Origin of the sequence: Sinorhizobium sp. NFACC03, from assembly GCF_900103435.1 — a bacterium.
Lineage (GTDB): Bacteria > Pseudomonadota > Alphaproteobacteria > Rhizobiales > Rhizobiaceae > Ensifer.
Genome location: NZ_FMXF01000005.1, coordinates 108869 through 126292 on the forward strand (window position 1 = coordinate 108869; position 17424 = coordinate 126292).

Annotated in this window: 14 protein-coding genes, 1 pseudogene and 1 riboswitch; of the genes and pseudogenes, 9 read left to right on the forward strand and 6 right to left on the reverse strand. The window is 62.5% G+C overall.

All coding sequences use genetic code 11. The annotated features are described in order from the left end of the window. Positions 1-24 precede the first annotated feature (24 nt). The 4 genes from BLU35_RS10240 to BLU35_RS10255 all read right to left on the reverse strand — a co-directional run bounded on the left by BLU35_RS10240 (position 25) and on the right by BLU35_RS10255 (position 4991). Positions 25-1764: a pilus assembly protein TadG-related protein gene (locus BLU35_RS10240; protein ID WP_093233000.1), complete on the reverse strand. Its 1740-nt coding sequence runs from the start codon at positions 1762-1764 to the stop codon at positions 25-27. Position 1765: 1 nt separating this feature from the next. Then, on the reverse strand, positions 1766-2188 hold the full coding sequence (locus tag BLU35_RS10245; protein WP_058324072.1) for a TadE/TadG family type IV pilus assembly protein: 423 nt from the start codon (positions 2186-2188) through the stop codon (positions 1766-1768). A gap of 185 nt (positions 2189-2373) precedes the next feature. Then, complete coding sequence (locus tag BLU35_RS10250) at positions 2374-2922, reverse strand: DUF1003 domain-containing protein (protein ID WP_093233001.1); 549 nt, start codon at positions 2920-2922, stop codon at positions 2374-2376. 137 nt (positions 2923-3059) lie between these two features. Next, complete coding sequence (locus tag BLU35_RS10255; protein ID WP_082615755.1) at positions 3060-4991, reverse strand: LTA synthase family protein; 1932 nt, start codon at positions 4989-4991, stop codon at positions 3060-3062. Positions 4992-5259: 268 nt separating this feature from the next. On the opposite strand from BLU35_RS10255, the gene BLU35_RS10260 reads away from it, so the two are divergent. The 6 genes from BLU35_RS10260 to BLU35_RS10285 all read left to right on the forward strand — a co-directional run bounded on the left by BLU35_RS10260 (position 5260) and on the right by BLU35_RS10285 (position 11799). Next, positions 5260-6942 carry an NAD+ synthase gene (locus tag BLU35_RS10260; RefSeq protein WP_057248870.1) on the forward strand — a complete coding sequence of 561 codons (1683 nt, stop codon included), beginning with the start codon at positions 5260-5262 and terminating at the stop codon, positions 6940-6942. Positions 6943-6945: 3 nt separating this feature from the next. Further along, positions 6946-7281 carry a hypothetical protein gene (locus BLU35_RS10265; RefSeq protein ID WP_093233003.1) on the forward strand — a complete coding sequence of 112 codons (336 nt, stop codon included), beginning with the start codon at positions 6946-6948 and terminating at the stop codon, positions 7279-7281. Positions 7282-7308: 27 nt separating this feature from the next. Further along, positions 7309-8136: a TolB family protein gene (locus BLU35_RS10270; protein WP_057248872.1), complete on the forward strand. Its 828-nt coding sequence runs from the start codon at positions 7309-7311 to the stop codon at positions 8134-8136. Positions 8137-8301: 165 nt separating this feature from the next. After that, positions 8302-10035: an ankyrin repeat domain-containing protein gene (locus BLU35_RS10275; protein WP_093233004.1), complete on the forward strand. Its 1734-nt coding sequence runs from the start codon at positions 8302-8304 to the stop codon at positions 10033-10035. Positions 10036-10280: 245 nt separating this feature from the next. Beyond that, the gene (locus tag BLU35_RS34930) at positions 10281-11360 is read left to right on the forward strand and encodes a CHASE4 domain-containing protein (RefSeq protein WP_143032915.1); all 1080 of its coding nucleotides are present in this window, start codon (positions 10281-10283) and stop codon (positions 11358-11360) included. After that, positions 11275-11799, forward strand: a complete 525-nt coding sequence (locus tag BLU35_RS10285) for a GGDEF domain-containing protein (protein WP_286161494.1) — start codon at positions 11275-11277, stop codon at positions 11797-11799. Before BLU35_RS34930 ends, BLU35_RS10285 begins: the two co-directional genes overlap by 86 nt. On the opposite strand, the gene BLU35_RS10290 is transcribed toward BLU35_RS10285, so the two are convergent. Further along, the gene (locus BLU35_RS10290) at positions 11774-12793 is read right to left on the reverse strand and encodes a LacI family DNA-binding transcriptional regulator (RefSeq protein WP_093233007.1); all 1020 of its coding nucleotides are present in this window, start codon (positions 12791-12793) and stop codon (positions 11774-11776) included. The two genes, BLU35_RS10285 and BLU35_RS10290, sit on opposite strands and share 26 nt — an antisense overlap. 104 nt (positions 12794-12897) lie before the next feature. Between BLU35_RS10290 and BLU35_RS10295 the strand changes: the two are divergent. From BLU35_RS10295 to bluB, 3 genes and pseudogenes are all read left to right on the forward strand, one after another. Beyond that, positions 12898-14137: pseudogene (locus BLU35_RS10295) on the forward strand (phytanoyl-CoA dioxygenase family protein). Positions 14138-14172: 35 nt separating this feature from the next. Beyond that, the gene (locus BLU35_RS10300) at positions 14173-14985 is read left to right on the forward strand and encodes an SDR family oxidoreductase (protein ID WP_093233008.1); all 813 of its coding nucleotides are present in this window, start codon (positions 14173-14175) and stop codon (positions 14983-14985) included. 141 nt (positions 14986-15126) lie between these two features. Beyond that, a riboswitch (cobalamin riboswitch) is annotated at positions 15127-15338 on the forward strand. 46 nt (positions 15339-15384) lie between these two features. Continuing rightward, positions 15385-16080 (forward strand): 5,6-dimethylbenzimidazole synthase, encoded by a 696-nt coding sequence (gene bluB / locus BLU35_RS10305; protein WP_093233009.1) that lies wholly within the window; start codon positions 15385-15387, stop codon positions 16078-16080. A gap of 117 nt (positions 16081-16197) precedes the next feature. Here bluB and BLU35_RS10310 read toward each other — a convergent pair whose 3' ends face one another. Beyond that, positions 16198-17304 carry a DUF2865 domain-containing protein gene (locus BLU35_RS10310; RefSeq protein ID WP_093233010.1) on the reverse strand — a complete coding sequence of 369 codons (1107 nt, stop codon included), beginning with the start codon at positions 17302-17304 and terminating at the stop codon, positions 16198-16200. Between the last annotated feature and the right edge of the window lie 120 nt (positions 17305-17424).

Sequence of the window (17424 nt, forward strand, 5' to 3'; positions counted from 1 at the left end):
CCCCGTTCGATTGCTGGATCTCGATCATTGCACCAGCACAGGCGGCTGGCACTTGACGCCGGTGACGCGTACATCGGCCTCGCCGACCCGGACGCCGACGAGCAGGAGCAGGTTGTAGAGGAGATCATCGACCGGCTTGGTGACGGAACCCAAGGTCTGGGCCAGGGCTTGCTGGACGATCGTCGGGCTGCCGAGCGTGAGGAACAGAACCTGGATGTTGACGTCGAGGTTGTTGAGCAGCGTTTGGGTCGTGGAGGTGAGAATATCCTTCGTGGAGACGCTCTTGATCGATCGAGCCGCAATCTCGGATGGGCTGAAGCTCAGGCGCGAGACCTTGAGGTTCTGTGCTTCGACATGAGCGAGCGCATCGATCTTGACGACGAGGGCATCGACGAGGCGGGCCCTTTGCACGCGGGCATCCGACGAGAAGTTCGAGAGCACTGTCGGGTCGACGTCGCCGATCGCGATCTCGGCAATGCCCGGCACCGCGTCGACGCTGACCGCCGCGTTTTCCGGAGTACCGCCGTAGCAGCGGATGTCGGCAAGTTTCGCCTCGGCATAGGCAAGTTCGACGTAGATCGGCAGTCTGATGCGGATGCCGGCAAGGGCCGCAAGGCCATCGACGTTGACTTCGACTGCGAGGCGGGTCTGGGCGGTGCGCACGGCCGCCCCCGGGGTTCCGAGGCGGTGGCTGGGCGTCTGGACCGGCGGCTCGCCGATCGCGAGCTTGACCTTGGCAGAAGCGATGCCGGGAAGCCCGGTCACGGCGTTGAGCGCGATCTGGTGTTCGCCATTGGCAATTGCGGCGGCCGCGGAGACGATCTGCAGCGCGCTGATCTTCATCGCCCAATCGGAACCGGCATCGATCTGCAGGCTCTTTTTCGGATCGAGGTTGAGGATCTGGGCCAGTGTGACGGTCTTCTTGTTGTTTGCGGTCGAAAGCTCGATGCTCTTCAGCGCGGCTGTCACTGTGCCTGAAAGACCCTGGACGAGCCGCATCGAGGAGAGCAACTGCGGCATGGTCAGATTGGCCTTCAGCACGTCCTCATAGGAGGCGGTGGTCAGGTTCAGCTTTGTCGCGACGATCTCCAGGAACGGCTGGACGTCGATGTCGGCGTCGATGAGCGCCTGATAATCCATGACCTTGAGGGAGATGGTCGTGCCGAGCATTTGCCCGAGGATCGAATTCAGCAACCCGTCGTTCAGGCTGGCGAGACGCGAGCCGACAGAGAAGGCGGCAATCTTGGAGCTGGCGGCCGTGCCGATGACGCTTAAATCCGGCGGCGCGCTGAACATGGAGGCAAGGAAGATCTGGCCTTTCTTTTCCAGCAGAACCTGAACGGCATCGGTCGGCGTTGCGTCCTTGATGAAGCGCTGTCCGGCCTCGACGGACGGGTCGGGGATATAGCGGCCGCGCGCCAGCGTGGCCACGCCATCCACCTTGCCCGTGCCGACATCGCTCAGCGGCAGCACCTTGCCATCGACCGTCATCAGCCCGGTCGGCGTGGCCACGGCGTAGTTGAGGCCATTGTTGGAGAAATGGTTGAGCACGGCCTTCTCGGCCGACGTGATATTGGCGGCCGCTGCGATCGCGGCAAGGTCGACCGCCGACTGCATCTCACGTTTCTGCACGGTGAGATAGCCGTAGTCGATGCCGAGCCCCATTGAGGCGATGACCAGTGGCATAACCAGTGCGGCAGAGATGCCGATATTGGCGTCTTGTGATCGGAGCAGCGTGCGCAGTCGCGTTGATTTCCACGCCATGTCAGACCCCTCCCACGCGTATGGTTGCAAAGCGCTCGATCTGGCTGCTCGGCATCGCGAACGTGAAAAGGTTAAAAATCGGGAGGTCGGCGGCGTCGTATTTGATCCGAACGGTGAACTGGTTGGCGTTGCTGGCGTCGTCTTTGACGGTCACGGTCATACGCGAGGATTTTATGAAGGCCTGATCCATCGTGGTGCGGCGGATGTAGTCGGTCGCGAGGCGTTCACGCTCGCCTTGGGATAGTCCAGCGATGGCTGTGCGCGCGGCATCGGCGGCGATCTGCTGTATGGAATGCGCTGTGCTGAGATAGACGCCGTAGGCGATCAAGGTCAGCACGCAAAGGAAGAAGAGCGGCGCTATGATTGCGAATTCGATTGCAGCGGCGCCGTCTCGGCCGCCGAAAAGGCGCTTGAAGTTGGACATTGCAGCATCTCCGCGTACCCACGTTGCTGTATTTTTTTCGAATGTCCCTGCACCCATAAGATGGTCCTCAAATATTAATTTTTTCATACTCCAATAAGTTGCCGATGGCAGCGAAGCGGGGGTGTGGGCGCCCGCGCTACGGCGCGGCACCGCGGGATCTGATCCTGCGTGTCGTGGGTGTTCGGTCAGTCCTGCCCGGGTGCTGGACGGTAGTGCTCGAGCTGGCGGTTGAGCGTTGCGAGGTCGGCACGCAGTTCCGAAATCTCACGCAGCAACACGTCGTCGACCTTGTGATGCAGGGCGATCAGTTCGACTTCCGACTTGAGATTGACCTCGTAGTCCTTGGACGTTGCGAAGCGGTCGCGTTCGGCCTGACGGTTCTGCGACATCATGATGATTGGGGCCTGCAGTGCGGCAAGCATGGAAAGCACGAGGTTGAGAAAGATGTAGGGGTAGGGGTCGAACGCTCCGGTCACCAACAGCACCGAGTTCACGATGACCCAGCAGACGAGAAAACTGCAGAAGGTGACGATGAAGCTCCAGGAGCCGCCAACGCGGGCAATGTTGTCGGCGAGCCTGTCGCCTAAGGTTTGCTCGGCAGCGAAGGCCGCATTGGTATCGGTGGTCAGCGTGCGCCGCTCGCGGGCGTAGGCGAGGATGCGGCGCTCGATCTCGCCGAGTTCGCTGAGCGGCTTGCCGAAGAACTGGTGCGAGATGTTGTTGAAATGCGGCATGGCGATCTCCGGGGTTGACCGGAGAAAATCTAGAGCATTTCCAGCAAATGTGCGTGGCGGTTTTGCGTCGCGGAAAAATCTGGCCGACCGAGAGCATGAAGAGCCGGACCGGGTGTGGCCGGTCCGGCGCTCGTGGTTCAGTGGGTCTCGGCCGCGCTTGCGAAGAGGTCGGCGTGGGACTTGAAGAACCGGTCGGTCGAGAAGCGGTCTCCAAACATCATGTCGTGCTGCAGGAAGCGATAGTCACGCAAGAGAGCCGGCACCTTCGGCTGGCGCGACCACTCGGCGACTTCCTTGCCGTTCCTGCGGATCAGCATGTAGCGGTCGACGACCCGGTATTGGTCATGAACCTTGCCGAGGAACCCGGTGTAATAGGGGTGCTCGTAGCCGGACTGCTTGAGGATCTGGTAGGAGAGGAAGGCCGGGCTGATCGTGCCGACGTTCTTTCTCGGGCCTGTTTTGTTCGACCAGACGACGAGCGGCGTTTCGTGCTGCGCCTTCATCTGGTCCTTCGAGCCCTTGCGCTCCGCCGTGACGCCCTTCATGAAGCCGGTGCTGGTATAGACCGTGTTGAGCGGCGGCAGGTGGTCGCCGAACAGCACGATGATCGTTTCGCGATCGCGCTTCTTTGCCCAGTCCATCAGCTTCTTCAGGCTCTCGTCGGCTTCCTTGATGCCTTGAGCATAGGTTTCCAGCACCTGCCGGTCGCTTTCGGGCAGGTTGCCTTCGACCTTGATGGTGTTCTTGGCATAGCGGTTTGCCTCATAGGGGCCATGGCCCTGCAGTGTCACCGCAAAGAAGAAGAACGGATCGTCCATGGCGTCGGCCTGGCGGATGATCTCATGCGTCAGCGACTCGTCCGAGGCAAAGATGCCGCGCTTCTGCATCGGCGGCATGTTCTCTTCCGACTTGAAGGTGTCGAAACCGAAGGCCTTGTAGACGGCGGTACGGTTCCAGAACCAGCTCTGGAAGGGATGGATGGCGCGCGAGACATAGCCTTCGCCACGGAAGAAGGTAGCGAGCGACGGGATCGGGTTGCGGATGTACTGCTGGTACGGAATGCTGCCATAGGGCAGGAAGGCGTTGGAGAAGCCGGTCAGCGCCTCGAACTCGACATTGGCGGTCATGCCGCCGAATTCCGGCGAGAAGACGTTGCCCGACTGCATCTCGCGGATCGTCGGCATCGGATCGGGCGAGAGCTTGACGTTGGGCAGGCGGGTCGGATCCCAGAAGGATTCGCTCATCAGCACGATGACGTCGGGCTTGCCGCGGTGCGAGGTGCCAGCCGGAAGCGGCTTCACCGGAATGCGATCGATGGCGTCGGCCATGTAGCCAGCGGGCGCGCTGACATTGGCCATCGGCAGGTTGATGGCGAAGGCAAGCGCAAAGCCGTTGTGCTTATAGTTCTCGGTCTGGTCCCACATGATGGGGATGACCTTCAGGCGATCACGGATCCAGGAGAACTGGTTGTAATCCATGATGTGCCAGAAGGCGAAGAGCAGCGGCAGCGCAAAGGCCGCACGAGCGATGCGCTCGCGGCGCGTCAGCTTGGGGAAATTGCGCCAGGCGTAGCGCAGCAAGAGGCCGATGGCGGCAACGGCGGCGATGAGGCCGACGACGATGCCGACGGCGGTCCAGGGGCGGTCCTTCACCAGCACCGGCATCAATTCCATGATCTGGCGGCCGAACAGGAAATCGGTCGGATAAAGCGGATCGGACAGGAAGACCTGCTTCTGCTGGCAGACGACGGCGGGTATGATGGCGAGCGGCGCAATCACCACGGCCGACTTATGTTCGCGGCCGAAAATGCCGTCGACGGCCAGCAGCATCAGGAAGAATGCACCGACAGTCGTCAGCGCCGGGCGCGTCGGGTCGAGCATATAGGCGAGCGTATCGGCCATCGACTGGCGCACGATCAGCTCGACGGCGAAGACGAGAGCGGCTGCGACAAAAAGGGAGAACAATGCGCTGCGGGTGGCCGCAAGCGTCTTGGCGTGCCGTGCGGTGAAGCCGGGTCTATCGACATAGACGCGCGAACCTCTCGCGACAGCGGAATCGATACTAGCCAACATGTTCTCCAGTTTCATAAATGTGTCGTGTAACTGTCATACGCCCGTCATTTTGAACAGGGGATGAATGGTTTCTTAACGGGGTTTGGGAACAGCTTTTCGTGGCGTGAGGGCGCTGCAACGGCCCTTCATAAGAACCGGGAAAGACAGAATTTTTCGGTTTTTTTCGCGGAGCGGCGATTGCCTGTGGGTATTTTCCTGCGGATTGCGCTAAAGAACATTGCGAAAGTCAGACGCAATCGCTCAGAACAGACCGACAGGCCCGCTCATGACCGCTCACAAGATCGCCCCCTCGCTCCTGCGCATCGCAATCGCCCAGCTCAATCCGACGGTGGGCGACATCGCCGGAAACCTGGCCAAGGCGCGTGAGGCGCGTGCCGATGCGGCGCGCCAGGGCGCCGATCTCCTGCTTTTGACGGAGCTGTTCATTTCCGGCTATCCGCCCGAAGATCTCGTGCTGAAGCCGGCATTCCTGAAGGCCTGCCTCCAGGCGGTCGAGAAGCTCGCGAGCGACACGGCGGACGGCGGCCCGGGCGTCATCATCGGCTTCCCGCGCCAGGCCAAGACCGGCCGGCACAATTCGGTGGCCGTGCTTGACGATGGCAAGGTGATCGCGTTCCGCGACAAGGTCGATCTGCCGAACTATGGCGAGTTCGACGAGAAGCGCGTCTTCGACCAGGGCGAGATGCCGGGCCCGGTGAATTTCCGCGGCGTGCGCATCGGCATTCCGATCTGCGAGGACATCTGGGGCGATCTCGGCGTTTGCGAGACACTAGCGGAAAGCGGCGCGGAAATCCTGCTGTCGCCGAACGGTTCGCCCTATTTTCGTGGCAAGGTGGATGTGCGCCACCAGGTGGTCCTCAAGCAGGTGCTCGAGACCGGCCTGCCGATGATCTATGCCAACCAGCTCGGCGGCCAGGACGAACTGGTGTTCGACGGCGCAAGCTTCGCCTTCAACACCGACAAGTCTCTCGCCTTCCAGATGAGCCAGTTCGAAGAGGCGATTTCGATCGTCGAATGGAAGAAGGGCGAAAGCGGCTGGCATTGCGAAAGCGGGCTGCAGTCGCGCCTGCCGGAGCGCGAGGAGGCGGACTACCGCGCCTGCATGCTCGGCTTCCGTGACTATGTGAACAAAAACGGCTTCAAGAACGTCGTACTCGGCCTTTCCGGCGGTATCGATTCCGCGATCTGCGCGGCGCTGGCGGTCGATGCGCTCGGCGAGGAGCGGGTGCGCACCGTCATGCTGCCCTATCGCTACACCTCGCAGGAATCGCTGAAGGACGCCAAGGAATGTGCCGCAGCGCTCGGCTGCCGCTACGATATCGTGCCGATCTCCGAGCCGGTCGAAGGGTTCTTAAGCGCGCTCTCCGACATGTTCGAGGGGACCGAATCCGGCATCACCGAGGAGAACCTGCAGAGCCGTACCCGCGGCACCATCCTGATGGCGATCTCCAACAAGTTCGGCTCGATGGTGGTGACGACGGGCAACAAGTCGGAAATGTCGGTCGGCTATGCCACGCTCTATGGCGACATGAACGGCGGCTTCAATCCGATCAAGGATCTCTACAAGATGGAGGTCTATGCCATCTCGCGCTGGCGCAACACCACGGTTCCGCCGGGCGCGCTTGGACCCTCCGGCGTCGTCATTCCCCCAAATATTATCGACAAGGCGCCCTCGGCTGAATTGCGTCCCAACCAGACGGACCAGGATTCTTTGCCGCCCTATCCGGTGCTCGACGACATTCTCGAATGCCTGGTGGAAAAGGAGATGGGGACCGACGAGATCGTCGCCCGCGGCCATGACGAGGCGACGGTTCACCGGGTCGAACACCTGCTCTACATTGCCGAATACAAGCGGCGGCAATCGGCGCCGGGCGTCAAGATCACCAAGAAGAATTTTGGCCGCGACCGGCGGTACCCGATCACCAACCGCTTCCGCGATCGAGGGTAGCCGATGAGCGCGTTCGGCCAAGGGCGGGACGGCAATGAAAGCTGTCCGGAGTTCACGGACGAGGAAATCCGGCTGATCCGGCTGTGGTCGCTGAGCGACGTTTCTGCTGGCCGGCAGCTCTCGGCGCAGATCGCCTATTTCGCGACGCCGGCGGTCTTCGGCATCTATGGTCTTGCAAGCGGCAGTATCGCCATCGTCGGCGTGGCCTTCGTCTGCATCCTTGTGCTGTTGGCTTGGGGCGTCGTCTCGACCTGGCGAGATCAACGCAATTCCAATTTGATGCAGTCGATCTGCGCCAAGGTCGCGGCGACGCTGCCGGCCGGCGAAGAACGCAAATAGCTGCCTTGGTCGCGGCGGGAGAACGGGATGCGCAGTTCCATCGAGACCTATGACATCGTTACCGGTGAAACGCGCGTCGTCTGGCAGACCGATCGGCTGGTCGAGGCGCCGAACTGGTCGCGGGACGGCACGCACCTGGTCATCAACGGCGATGGCCGTCTTTATCGCCTCGGTTTCGACGGTTCGGAGCCGGTGGAGATCGATACCGGCTTTGCCGCGCTCTGCAACAACGACCACGGCATTTCGCCCGATGGCGCCACCATCGCGATCAGCGACAAGACCGAGTTCGGCAAGTCGGCGATCTACCTGCTGCCGGCTAGAGGCGGCACGCCGCGGCTCGTCACCCGCAACCTGCCGTCCTATTGGCACGGCTGGTCGCCGGATGGGCGAAGAGTGACCTATTGCGGCATCCGCGACCAGGTCTTCGACATCTATACGATTTCGGTTGATGGCGGCGAGGAGCAGCGGCTGACCCACGGGGAAGGGCGCAACGACGGACCCGATTGGTCGGCGGATGGCGAATGGATCTATTTCAACTCCAGCCGCACCGGACGCATGCAGATCTGGCGCATCCGCCCCGATGGCAGTGACGTCACGCGCATCACCGACAGCCCCTATGGCGACTGGTTTCCGCATCCGTCGCCGGATGGGAAGCATCTGCTGGTGCTCTCCTATGACGGTGACGTTTTCGATCATCCGAGGGATCTCGATGTCCGCCTGCGGCTGATGGATATGGACGGCGGCAACCCGCGCATCCTGTTCGAACTTTTCGGCGGGCAGGGAACCATCAACGTTCCCAACTGGTCGCCGTCAGGCGATCGCTTCGCCTTCGTTCGGTATCAGCCTGAAAGCTGAGCGCGCTGGACAAGTATAAGGGCAGCGTGCTAGCGATGACCTCGTTCGCAGGGCGCATCCGATCCGCGGGAAGGGCAAGGCCCACCTGTCTCACTGAACTTGGTTGCCACACCTCTTTTCAGTCTGTGGGCGCGGATACCGGACGTGAATGAAAGGAGGTCTTTCATGATCGCGCGCGATCTTCCCGCGAACCTTACCCTCGAAACGATCCGCAAGCAGGCCAAGGCTTTTCTGAAAGCCGTGAAGGCCGATGATGCCAGTGCAAGGCAGCGGGCGTTTCCCTATTTTGCCGATCCCGCTGCAATGGGGCTCCAGGATGCGCAACTGGTGCTCGCCCGCGAGTTCGGCTTTTCGAGCTGGACACGGCTGAAGCGGCATCTTGAGAAATCCGGGAGCAATGCACCTGCAACCGAGCAGCTTGCAAACCGCTTTCTGTCTCTGGCGACCGTCTCCTACTTCGGCGACATAGCCGCTGATCCCGAGCGGTTCACCCAGGCGCTTGCACTGCTGGAAGAACATCCCGAAATCGCCGGCGACAGCATCCACGTTGCAGCCGCGCACGGCGACGTAGAGGCAATTGACCGCTGGCTCGATCGCGATCCGAAACTCGTAGGCAAACGCGGCGGGCCGTATGACTGGGAGCCGTTGCTCTACGCTGCCTATGCCCGGGTTCCCGGCCATTCCTCTCTGCCCGCCGGCCGACGCCTGATCGAACGGGGTGCCAGTCCCGATGCGCATTGGCTTGACGACGGTCAGTACCGCTTCACGGCGCTGACGGGCGTCTTCGGCGAAGGCGAGGCCGGCCCCGAGCGGCAGCCGCAACATCCGGATTGCGTCGCTTTCGCGCGGCTGCTGCTCGATGCCGGTGCCAGGGCGAATGACAGCCAGGCGCTGTACAACCGGATGTTCGAGCCGGACAACACGTGCCTCAAGCTTTTGCTCGACTATGGCCTTGGCGCCAACGATCGGAACAATTGGCTGGTTCGCAACGATGGCGGTTTCGTTGAAAACGGCGAACGCGTTTTCGACTACCAGCTCGCCTGGGCGCTCGAAAAACGCATGGGCGAGCGCGTGCGCCTGCTGGTCGAGCATGGTGCCGACGTCAATCGTCCCATCAAGGGCCGGACGCCCTATCAATGGGCAGAGCTCGGCGGTGATGCGGCGCTGGCTGCGTTTCTCGTTTCGCGCGGGGCAACGGAGGCACCGCTGGACGATGTTGACCGGCTGGCCCGGGCTATCTCAGAAATGAAGGCCGATGCGGCGAGGGCGCTCGTTAATGCGGATCCGACGCTGATCACACGCGCGCAGGCCGCGCATCCGGCGCTTCTGCACGAGGCGGCGGGTGACGACAGGCGTGTTGATGCCGCGCTCATGTTGTCGCTCGGCTTCGACGTCAACCGCATGACATCGCGCGCGCCGCTGCACGAGGCGGCGCTGCACGGCAATGTTGAGATGGCGAAGCTGTTGCTCGATCACGGCGCCAATTCAACGGCCCGTGATCCCTACCACCACGCGCCGCCCATCGGCTGGGCCGAGTACAACGGCAAGGCCGAGATGGTGCGATTCCTTAAGGAGCAGCCGCTCGATATCTTTGCGGCCGCATCCTTTGGCGTGGTCGAACGGGTTGCCGAAATCCTCGATCGGCAGCCGGAGTTGCTCGAAACGCCGTTCGGAACGTTCCGGGCGCGCGGCCGTCCGGAACCGCAACAGGACTGGATGACGCCACTGGCCTTCGCCGTGGTCAACGGGCAGGCGGCCGTTGTGCGGCTGCTTCTCGATCGAGGCGCAAATGCCGGCATCCGTGACGGCGTCGCAGGTCCCTCGATACGCGATCTGGCGCGTGACAAGGGCAATGAGGTGATCATCGCATTGCTGCGGCCGGCAGCTGCTCCGAAGTAGAACGCTCTGTCCAAACGGGGAGCGCTGACATTGGTTTGCGCTCCCTATTATCCGCCTGCGACTGCTGATTGCTGGCGGATTCAGCCGGTTGAAATCGTTAAGTATTTCAACACCAGCTTATTTAAGCCAAACTTTGATTTTGATCGCTACGGTGCTGCCCAAGTTGGCCGCCGTGGCTGCGTATCGCGCTTGGAGAGGCGCGAGAATGCGCGCGACAGCCGGCCGGACGAGGGGGCGATCGCATCATGGACAAGACTTTGCGGCTGGCGAAGCGGAGCAGAACGGTTTGGGCGATCCATGCCGCCTGCACGCTGGTCGCGGTTCTGATCATCGCGAGCCTCATTTTCGTTCTGGATCGGTCCGTCGCCGAGGCCGATCGCTTCGGCCTTTCGGCGGAGCGCCGGCTGGTGGCAACCGAACTGCGCCACCAGATGGATGCCGTCGTTCAGTTTCAGGCGCAGCTTTCCTTCTGGGACAAGACCTACGAAGAACTGGCCAAGGGGCACGTCAGCGACGCATTCGTTGCGGACGAGCTGTCGGGCTGGCTGTGGGAAGACTACGGCTTCTCCTGGCTGATCATGACGGACGTGGATCACAGCACGTCGACTGTGTTGAAGGACGGTGTTGCCGTGCCGAGCGAGACGGCCCGTGTCCCGCTCGAAGAGGTCGATGACCTGCTCGACGAGGCCAAACGCCGTTACGATAATGTGCTCAGAAACAACCACGGCTCCTACGTGCTGGATGTCGTGACGCCCGACCCGCAATCGCTGATGCCGTCCGTACCCGGGATCCACGCCATGGACTTGCGTGAGATCGACGGGCGCATGAGCGTCGCGGTGGTGCAGGCGGTCATCCCGGAAACGCTGGTCGTTCCAGCGGAGCGCCGGGCACCGGTGCTCATGGTTTCGGTGCGACCGGTGACGGCCAAGATGACGCGAGAGATCGCGGCGCGTTTGGGCGTCCGGGGGCTTGCTTTCGTGCCATTGACCGAGCGGCCGGAGGGCAGCGTTTACACATCGGTCGGCCGCTGTTCCGACGCCTCCTGTCTGGTGGCGGCTTGGATGCCGCAATCTCCTGGCGGGTTCGTGCGCGCCAATCGTCGCAGCGCTACTGATGGCGTTCGTTGCCTTCCGCTTCTCGACGCTCTTTGCCGCCTTGCAGCAGAGCGAGGCGCTCAACCGGCATCTCGCCAAGCACGATCGGCTGACGGGGCTGCTCAATCGCAGCGGTTTCGACGACATGCTGGCAGCGGCGCTGTTGAAGGCAAAGACGCACCCGTTCACGCTCGTCTATGCCGACCTCGACGCGTTCAAGGCGGTCAATGACCGCTATGGTCATGCGGCAGGCGACGCTGTTCTGGTCGCCATGGCCGAGCGTTTCCGGAACCGCGCCGGACCCAACGGTACTGTGGCACGGCTCGGCGGCGACGAGTTCGCAATCATCCTCGGCGATTGCAGCGAGGCCGAAGCCCGTGGGCTTGCGGCCGGTCTTGTCGCCGATGCGCAGACACCGGTTGGGTTCAACGGCCAGCTGCTGGTCGTCGGCGGCAGCGCCGGCATCGCCTTCGCGCCGCGCCATGGTTTGACCGCGCGTGCCTTGCTGCTGGCGGCAGATGAGGCGCTCTATCTTGCCAAGCGACGTGGCCGCAACCGCGTCGAGACCGCTGACGATACGGTGCTGCCGGGTGAAACCACCGGCGAGCAGCCAACCGCCGGGCCAAGCGGCCTGGGCGATTTTTCTACTCCGGTACGTTATAGAGCGTGATGACCACCACGGCCGAAAGCTGAGGGCCGACTGCGGCGGACGGCACGCGGCCGTAAAGCATGATGGTGCGGAAGGCCGTGCGCGCGTCGGTCTTCAGGTCGTGATGCAGGACGAAATGAATGCGCCGCGCGCGCAGCAGCGCCAGATTGTCATCGTCGAGATCATGGGCGATGTAGAGTGCGCAGTTGCGGTTGAGGCGATCGAAGGCTGCCAGCACCGAGCGGTTGCCGCCGCCGATCGAATAGGCGGCATTGATGTCGGGGTTGGCGGCGAGCGCTGCGTCCGCCAGCGCGCCGGTTTCGCTATCGCGACCATGCCCCTCGCTGATCTCGACGATCCTGATTGTCGGATAGTGCTGACGCAGCACTCGGCGAAAGCCGATCTCCCGCTCTTCCTCGCCGCGGAAGCGGCCGCTGGATAGCGTCACGAGGACCGTGGCCGCGGCACCTGCAAAGCGTTCGCCAATCAGATAGGCAGCCGTTTCTCCGGCCGCCCGGTTGTCGGCGCCCGCATAGGCGGTGCGCTGGGAGTTGGGAAGGTCGGTCGCCAGCGTCACGACGGGAATGCCGCCTGTCTCGAAGCGTGCGACGGCGCCAACGATCTCGGGCACATCCGGCGCCTTCAATACCAGCCCGTCGGTTCCGCGCAGGCGGATGCGGCCGAGCAGTTGCACGATGTCCTGCGGCCGCATGGTCTCGGCGAAGTGAAAACGGCAGCGAAAGCTCGTCGGCGCCAGTGTCATGGCTTCGCTTTCAAAGGCCCGTCGTACCGCATCGGTAAAGCGCTCCGGCGCCTCCATGACGATATCGATCGCGAACTTGCGGCCTTGAATGTCGAGTCCCGCCTGCTGCTTCTCCAGTTCCTCGATGGCTGCGCGAACCCTGGCGACGGTCTGGCGGCGGACACCCGGGCGCTCGTTGAGTACGCGATCGACCGTCGCGGTGCTGAGACCGGCCTGAAAGGCGATGTCCTTGACCAGAAAGGGATGGGCCACCGCCGCTGCTCTCCTGATGGATTTTTGATGGATTCCTGCTCTATATCATGTTTTGCCGCCGCCTATAGTCGTGCCCATCAAGATGTTCCGGAGGAGGAAACGCGATGAAGACCGACAACAGGGCGAGGCAGCGGATCGAGCGCATCTGCCGAAGCGGCCTGCGATATCGAGGCGTTCCGGGCGGAGGTCGAGCGCCGGACCAGCCTGGCCGACTATCCCTATGCTTCGAGCTGCGACCAGAACGTGTTGATCTACAACAGCGACGAGCTGATTGCCGCCTGCGGCGATGCAGAAACGCGGCGGGCGGTGCTTGCCGAAATCTGTGAGGCGCTGGCGACCGGCCCGGGTGTGGCGGTGTTCAAGCGCGCCTTTGCCGATACCGCCGCGGTGGATGTCGCGAGCACCGTCTTCGACGAGATCATCGAGGAGCAGCATCGCAGCAACAGCGGCGGCGGCGACCACTTCGCCAAGCCTGGCGCCAATGATCGCATCTGGAACTCGCTGGAAAAGCACTGCCTGAAGGCGCCGGCGAATTTTGCCGCCTACTACGGCAATGCCATCATTGCGCTTGTCAGCGAAGCCTGGCTTGGGCCGAATTACCAGATGACGGCGCAGGTGAACCGCGTCAATCCGGGCGGCGCGGCACAATCGGCGCACCGGGACTACCATCTCGGCTTCCAGACCGCCGCGGTGATCGAGCGCTATCCAGCGCATGTCCACAAGCTCTCGCCGGTGCTGACGCTGCAGGGCGCGGTCGCCCACTGCGACATGCCGCTTGAAAGCGGGCCGACCCTGTTCCTGCCCTATAGCCAGACCTATGTGCCGGGTTATCTGGCGCTCAATCGGCCCGAGTTCCGAGCCTATTTCGACGAGCACCATGTCCAGCTCCCGCTCGAAAAGGGCGATGTCGTCTTCTTCAATCCGGCGCTCTTCCACGCGGCCGGCAACAACCGCTCCACCGACATCCGCCGCGTGGCGAACCTGCTGCAGGTGTCCTCGGCCTTTGGCCGGACAATGGAAACGGTCGATCGACTGACGATGAGCGCGACGCTCTATCCGGCGTTGAAGGTTTTGCTTGGCGGGGGCAAACTGACCAATGCAGAAGCGGCCAATGCCATCGCGTCCTGCGCCGAGGGCTATTCCTTCCCAACCAATCTCGACCGCGATCCGCCGCTTGGCGGGCTGGCGCCAAAGACCCAGGCGCAGTTGATGCGCGAGGCGCTTGCCGCGGGAGCAAGCGAGCAGGATTTTCGGGCCTCACTCGACGCGCAGGCGAAGCGCAAGCTGAGTTGGGTCAGTCTCACAATTGACAGGCTCCCGGCGCATTTCGCTCGGGAGCCGTAGCTGTTTCACATCATCATTTGCGAGGGAGGAACTCGATGAACGGACAGATGCAAGGCAAGGTCGCCATCGTCACCGGCGGCACGCAAGGGCTGGGCGCAACGATCGCCGGCCTATTCGCCGAACGCGGTGCGGCGGGCATCGTCATTTGTGGGCGCAATGCCGCCAAGGGGCGGGCGAAGGCCGAGCAAATCGGCAAGGCCAGCGCCGCGAAAGTGGTCTATGTCGAGGCCGATCTTGAAAAGGTGGACGACGCGCGCAAGGTCGTTGCCGCCTGCGATGCGGAATTCGGTCGGGTCGATGCGCTGGTCAATGCCGCCGCCATCACCGATCGCGGCACGATCCTGGACACGACACCGGAACTCTTCGACCGGATGTTCGCCATCAATGTGCGGGCGCCGTTCTTCCTGATGCAGGAGACGGTGAAGGTGATGCGGCGCGAGCGAACGGAAGGCACCATCGTCAATATCGGCTCGATGTCGGCAATGGCCGGGCAGCCCTTCATTGCGGCCTATTGCTCGTCGAAAGGCGCTCTGGAGACGCTGACCAAGAACACTGCCTATGCGCTTCTGCGCAACCGCATCCGCGTCAACGGCCTGAATATCGGCTGGATGGCTTCCGAAGGCGAGGACCGCATCCAGCGCGAATTTCACGGCGCTGCCGCGGATTGGCTCGAAAAGGCGGCCGCCAGCCAACCCTTCGGCAGGCTCGTCGATCCGGCCGAGGTGGCGCGAGCCTGCGCCTACCTGTCTTCGGCGGAATCCGGGCTGATGACCGGATCGGTGATCTGCTTCGACCAATCGGTCTGGGGCGGCTATGACGGTTCGCCCCATCCGGTGGCGCCGCTCTAGATCACGATGATTTTGGGTCGGATCGATCCAAAATCATAAACGTGATCGGTCCTTAGAAGTTAGAGCGGAATGCGGGCGGAAAACTGCGTGCACTTTTCCTCATCCCGCTCTGACGGGCGCTTGTCTTTCGCTAGTGGCTGTGCCCTTATGACGCCGTCAGGTGCCCGCGCAAGCGGGAGAATCGGGAATCCGGTGTCATTCCGGAACGTGCCCAACGCTGTGACGGGGACAGTCGCCTCTACAAGTGCCTTGAATTGATTCAAGGTTTTGCCACTGGATCTTAAATCGATCTGGGAAGGTGAGGCGACCGGTTGAACCGAAGTCAGAAGACCGGCCTGGCGAGATAGACCGAACCCCGCGCGGACGGCGGGAGGTTTTCGCATTGTTGGGGATCGAACGATGCTGACTGAACCGAAGGGCGGCCTTGCGGCTGCCGGTGCCTTCTCGCTGGATGAGCGGGAGGCTGTCTACCGCGCTATCGAAACACGCCGCGACGTGCGCGACGAATTCTTGGCAGAACCTCTTCCCGACGATCTGGTGAAACGCCTGCTTACGGCGGCGCACAGTGCACCGTCGGTTGGCTTCATGCAGCCCTGGAATTTCGTACTGGTGCGGGGGGCAGAAACGCGCGAGCGCGTCTGGCAGGCGTTTCGTCGCGCCAATGATGAGGCGGCGCTGATGTTCGAGGTAGAGCAGCAGACCAAATACCGCTCGCTGAAACTCGAAGGCATTCGCAAGGCACCGCTCAGCATTTGCGTCACCTGTGACCGCACGCGCGGCGGCGCCGTCGTTCTCGGCCGCACGCACAATCCGCAGATGGATGTCTATTCGACGGTTTGCGCCGTGCAAAACCTGTGGCTTGCGGCCCGCGCCGAAGGAGTTGGCGTCGGCTGGGTCAGCATCTTTCACGAGGCCGAGATCAAGGCGATCCTCGGCATTCCCGATCATATCGAGATCGTCGCCTGGCTCTGCCTCGGTTATGTCGATCGCCTTTACCAGCAGCCCGAACTGGCGGTGAAGGGATGGCGGCAACGCCTGCCGCTGGAAGAGCTGGTGTTTGAGGAAGGCTGGGGGAACTGCGGCGAGAGTTCCTAAAACCCGTCTCGCAAAAGTGCGCAGCGGTTTTGCGATAACGACGTGCGAAGTATCAAAAACTTAAAGTGCAATGAGCGAATCTAAAAGATCGCGACGCGCTTTAAGGCGGCGCCAGGATCAGTTCTGGACCGGTTGATAGGCCGGTCCCTTCGGGTGCTTCAGGTCGATCGAGGTTTCTTCCTGCGGCAGGAAGGTCGGGCCGACGACGCGCACCTTGCTCTTGGACGGGTCGTAGGGCCGCTCCTCGGCCGGCGCCTTGGCGGTCGTGGTGTCCGCCGGTTTCTTGGTTTCGATCACGACGATGGACGACTGATCGTCGCCGATCTTGGTGCCGGTCGTCTTCGGCGAGGTTGCGGCAGTCTGCGGTATCTGGCAGCCGCACATGCCAGGCTTGCTGATGCCGCGGGTGCGATAGGCAAACGCATTGGGCATTTCGGTATAGGGTAGCCCGGTCACGGCCGAGACCATCTGTTCGCTCTCTTCCGTGTTGATATCGTGGAAGTAGAGTTCCGTTTCGGCGCCAGGGCAGCGCGCCCGGCAGGCCTGTTCGTCACGCGGGAAGTCGGCCGGCGTCGCATCCGAGGAGATCGGGAAGAAGGCGCCGTCGCAGGTGCGCACGCACATGGTCCGCAACGTTCCGCGGTAATAGCCATCCTGCGGCGCATAACTGTCTTCGTTATGCCCGAGCATCGGCCCGTAGGCGTCCTCAGGTGGCAGGTCGGCAATGATGTTGCGGTGCGTTTCGGGCTCTTCGGGCTCGACGCTGGCGAACTCCTCGCTGTCGCTGTAGCAGCCGTTGATTTCAAGCGCGGCAAGGATGCGGCGGCGGCTGTCTTCGCTGCCGCCGGCGAAGATCTGCTCGCGCTCCGACTTCAGCATGCGCAGATTGTCTTCCATCTCGGCGATGAGGCTGTCGAGCTCCCCGCAGCTGTCGGGGTCGCCGCCATCGTAGGTGACGACGCTGCCGCCACCGCAGCCCGCGCGGCGGCGGTCGTTCTTCGCCCGGCGCAGCTCGATATTCTGTCGTGAGATGGCGCTGGCATAGTCCCGGGCATCCGCAGTGGTGGCGACCATGTCGGGCAGTTGCGCAAGCCGGGTATTCAGCCGGTCGCACACGGTCGATGCCAGCGAAGGATCGGCACCGACCAGGGCCAGCGGCACAAGCACCACAGCGACGTGTTTCAAGCGCGGGAACACGGGCGAAGTCTCTTCCTGATGCCGCATGATGCCGGCCTTCTGATATGGGCGGCTGCCAGCGGCAATTCCTGTTTCACCTCCATCATAGAGCTTGTCGGTGATCGTGCAACGACAAGCGGCGGTTTGCGTTAACGGCTCCGGCCGGCG

What these genes read in the sequence shown, in the direction of transcription:
- BLU35_RS10240 (WP_093233000.1), bottom strand. Translation starts at nt 1,764, where the DNA reads ATGGCGTGGAAATCAACGCGACTGCGCACGCTGCTCCGATCACAAGAC.
- BLU35_RS10245 (WP_058324072.1), bottom strand. Translation starts at nt 2,188, where the DNA reads ATGTCCAACTTCAAGCGCCTTTTCGGCGGCCGAGACGGCGCCGCTGCA.
- BLU35_RS10250 (WP_093233001.1), bottom strand. Translation starts at nt 2,922, where the DNA reads ATGCCGCATTTCAACAACATCTCGCACCAGTTCTTCGGCAAGCCGCTC.
- BLU35_RS10260 (WP_057248870.1), top strand. Translation starts at nt 5,260, where the DNA reads ATGACCGCTCACAAGATCGCCCCCTCGCTCCTGCGCATCGCAATCGCC.
- BLU35_RS10265 (WP_093233003.1), top strand. Translation starts at nt 6,946, where the DNA reads ATGAGCGCGTTCGGCCAAGGGCGGGACGGCAATGAAAGCTGTCCGGAG.
- BLU35_RS10270 (WP_057248872.1), top strand. Translation starts at nt 7,309, where the DNA reads ATGCGCAGTTCCATCGAGACCTATGACATCGTTACCGGTGAAACGCGC.
- BLU35_RS10275 (WP_093233004.1), top strand. Translation starts at nt 8,302, where the DNA reads ATGATCGCGCGCGATCTTCCCGCGAACCTTACCCTCGAAACGATCCGC.
- BLU35_RS34930 (WP_143032915.1), top strand. Translation starts at nt 10,281, where the DNA reads ATGGACAAGACTTTGCGGCTGGCGAAGCGGAGCAGAACGGTTTGGGCG.
- BLU35_RS10285 (WP_286161494.1), top strand. Translation starts at nt 11,275, where the DNA reads ATGCTGGCAGCGGCGCTGTTGAAGGCAAAGACGCACCCGTTCACGCTC.
- BLU35_RS10300 (WP_093233008.1), top strand. Translation starts at nt 14,173, where the DNA reads ATGAACGGACAGATGCAAGGCAAGGTCGCCATCGTCACCGGCGGCACG.
- bluB (WP_093233009.1), top strand. Translation starts at nt 15,385, where the DNA reads ATGCTGACTGAACCGAAGGGCGGCCTTGCGGCTGCCGGTGCCTTCTCG.
- BLU35_RS10310 (WP_093233010.1), bottom strand. Translation starts at nt 17,304, where the DNA reads ATGCGGCATCAGGAAGAGACTTCGCCCGTGTTCCCGCGCTTGAAACAC.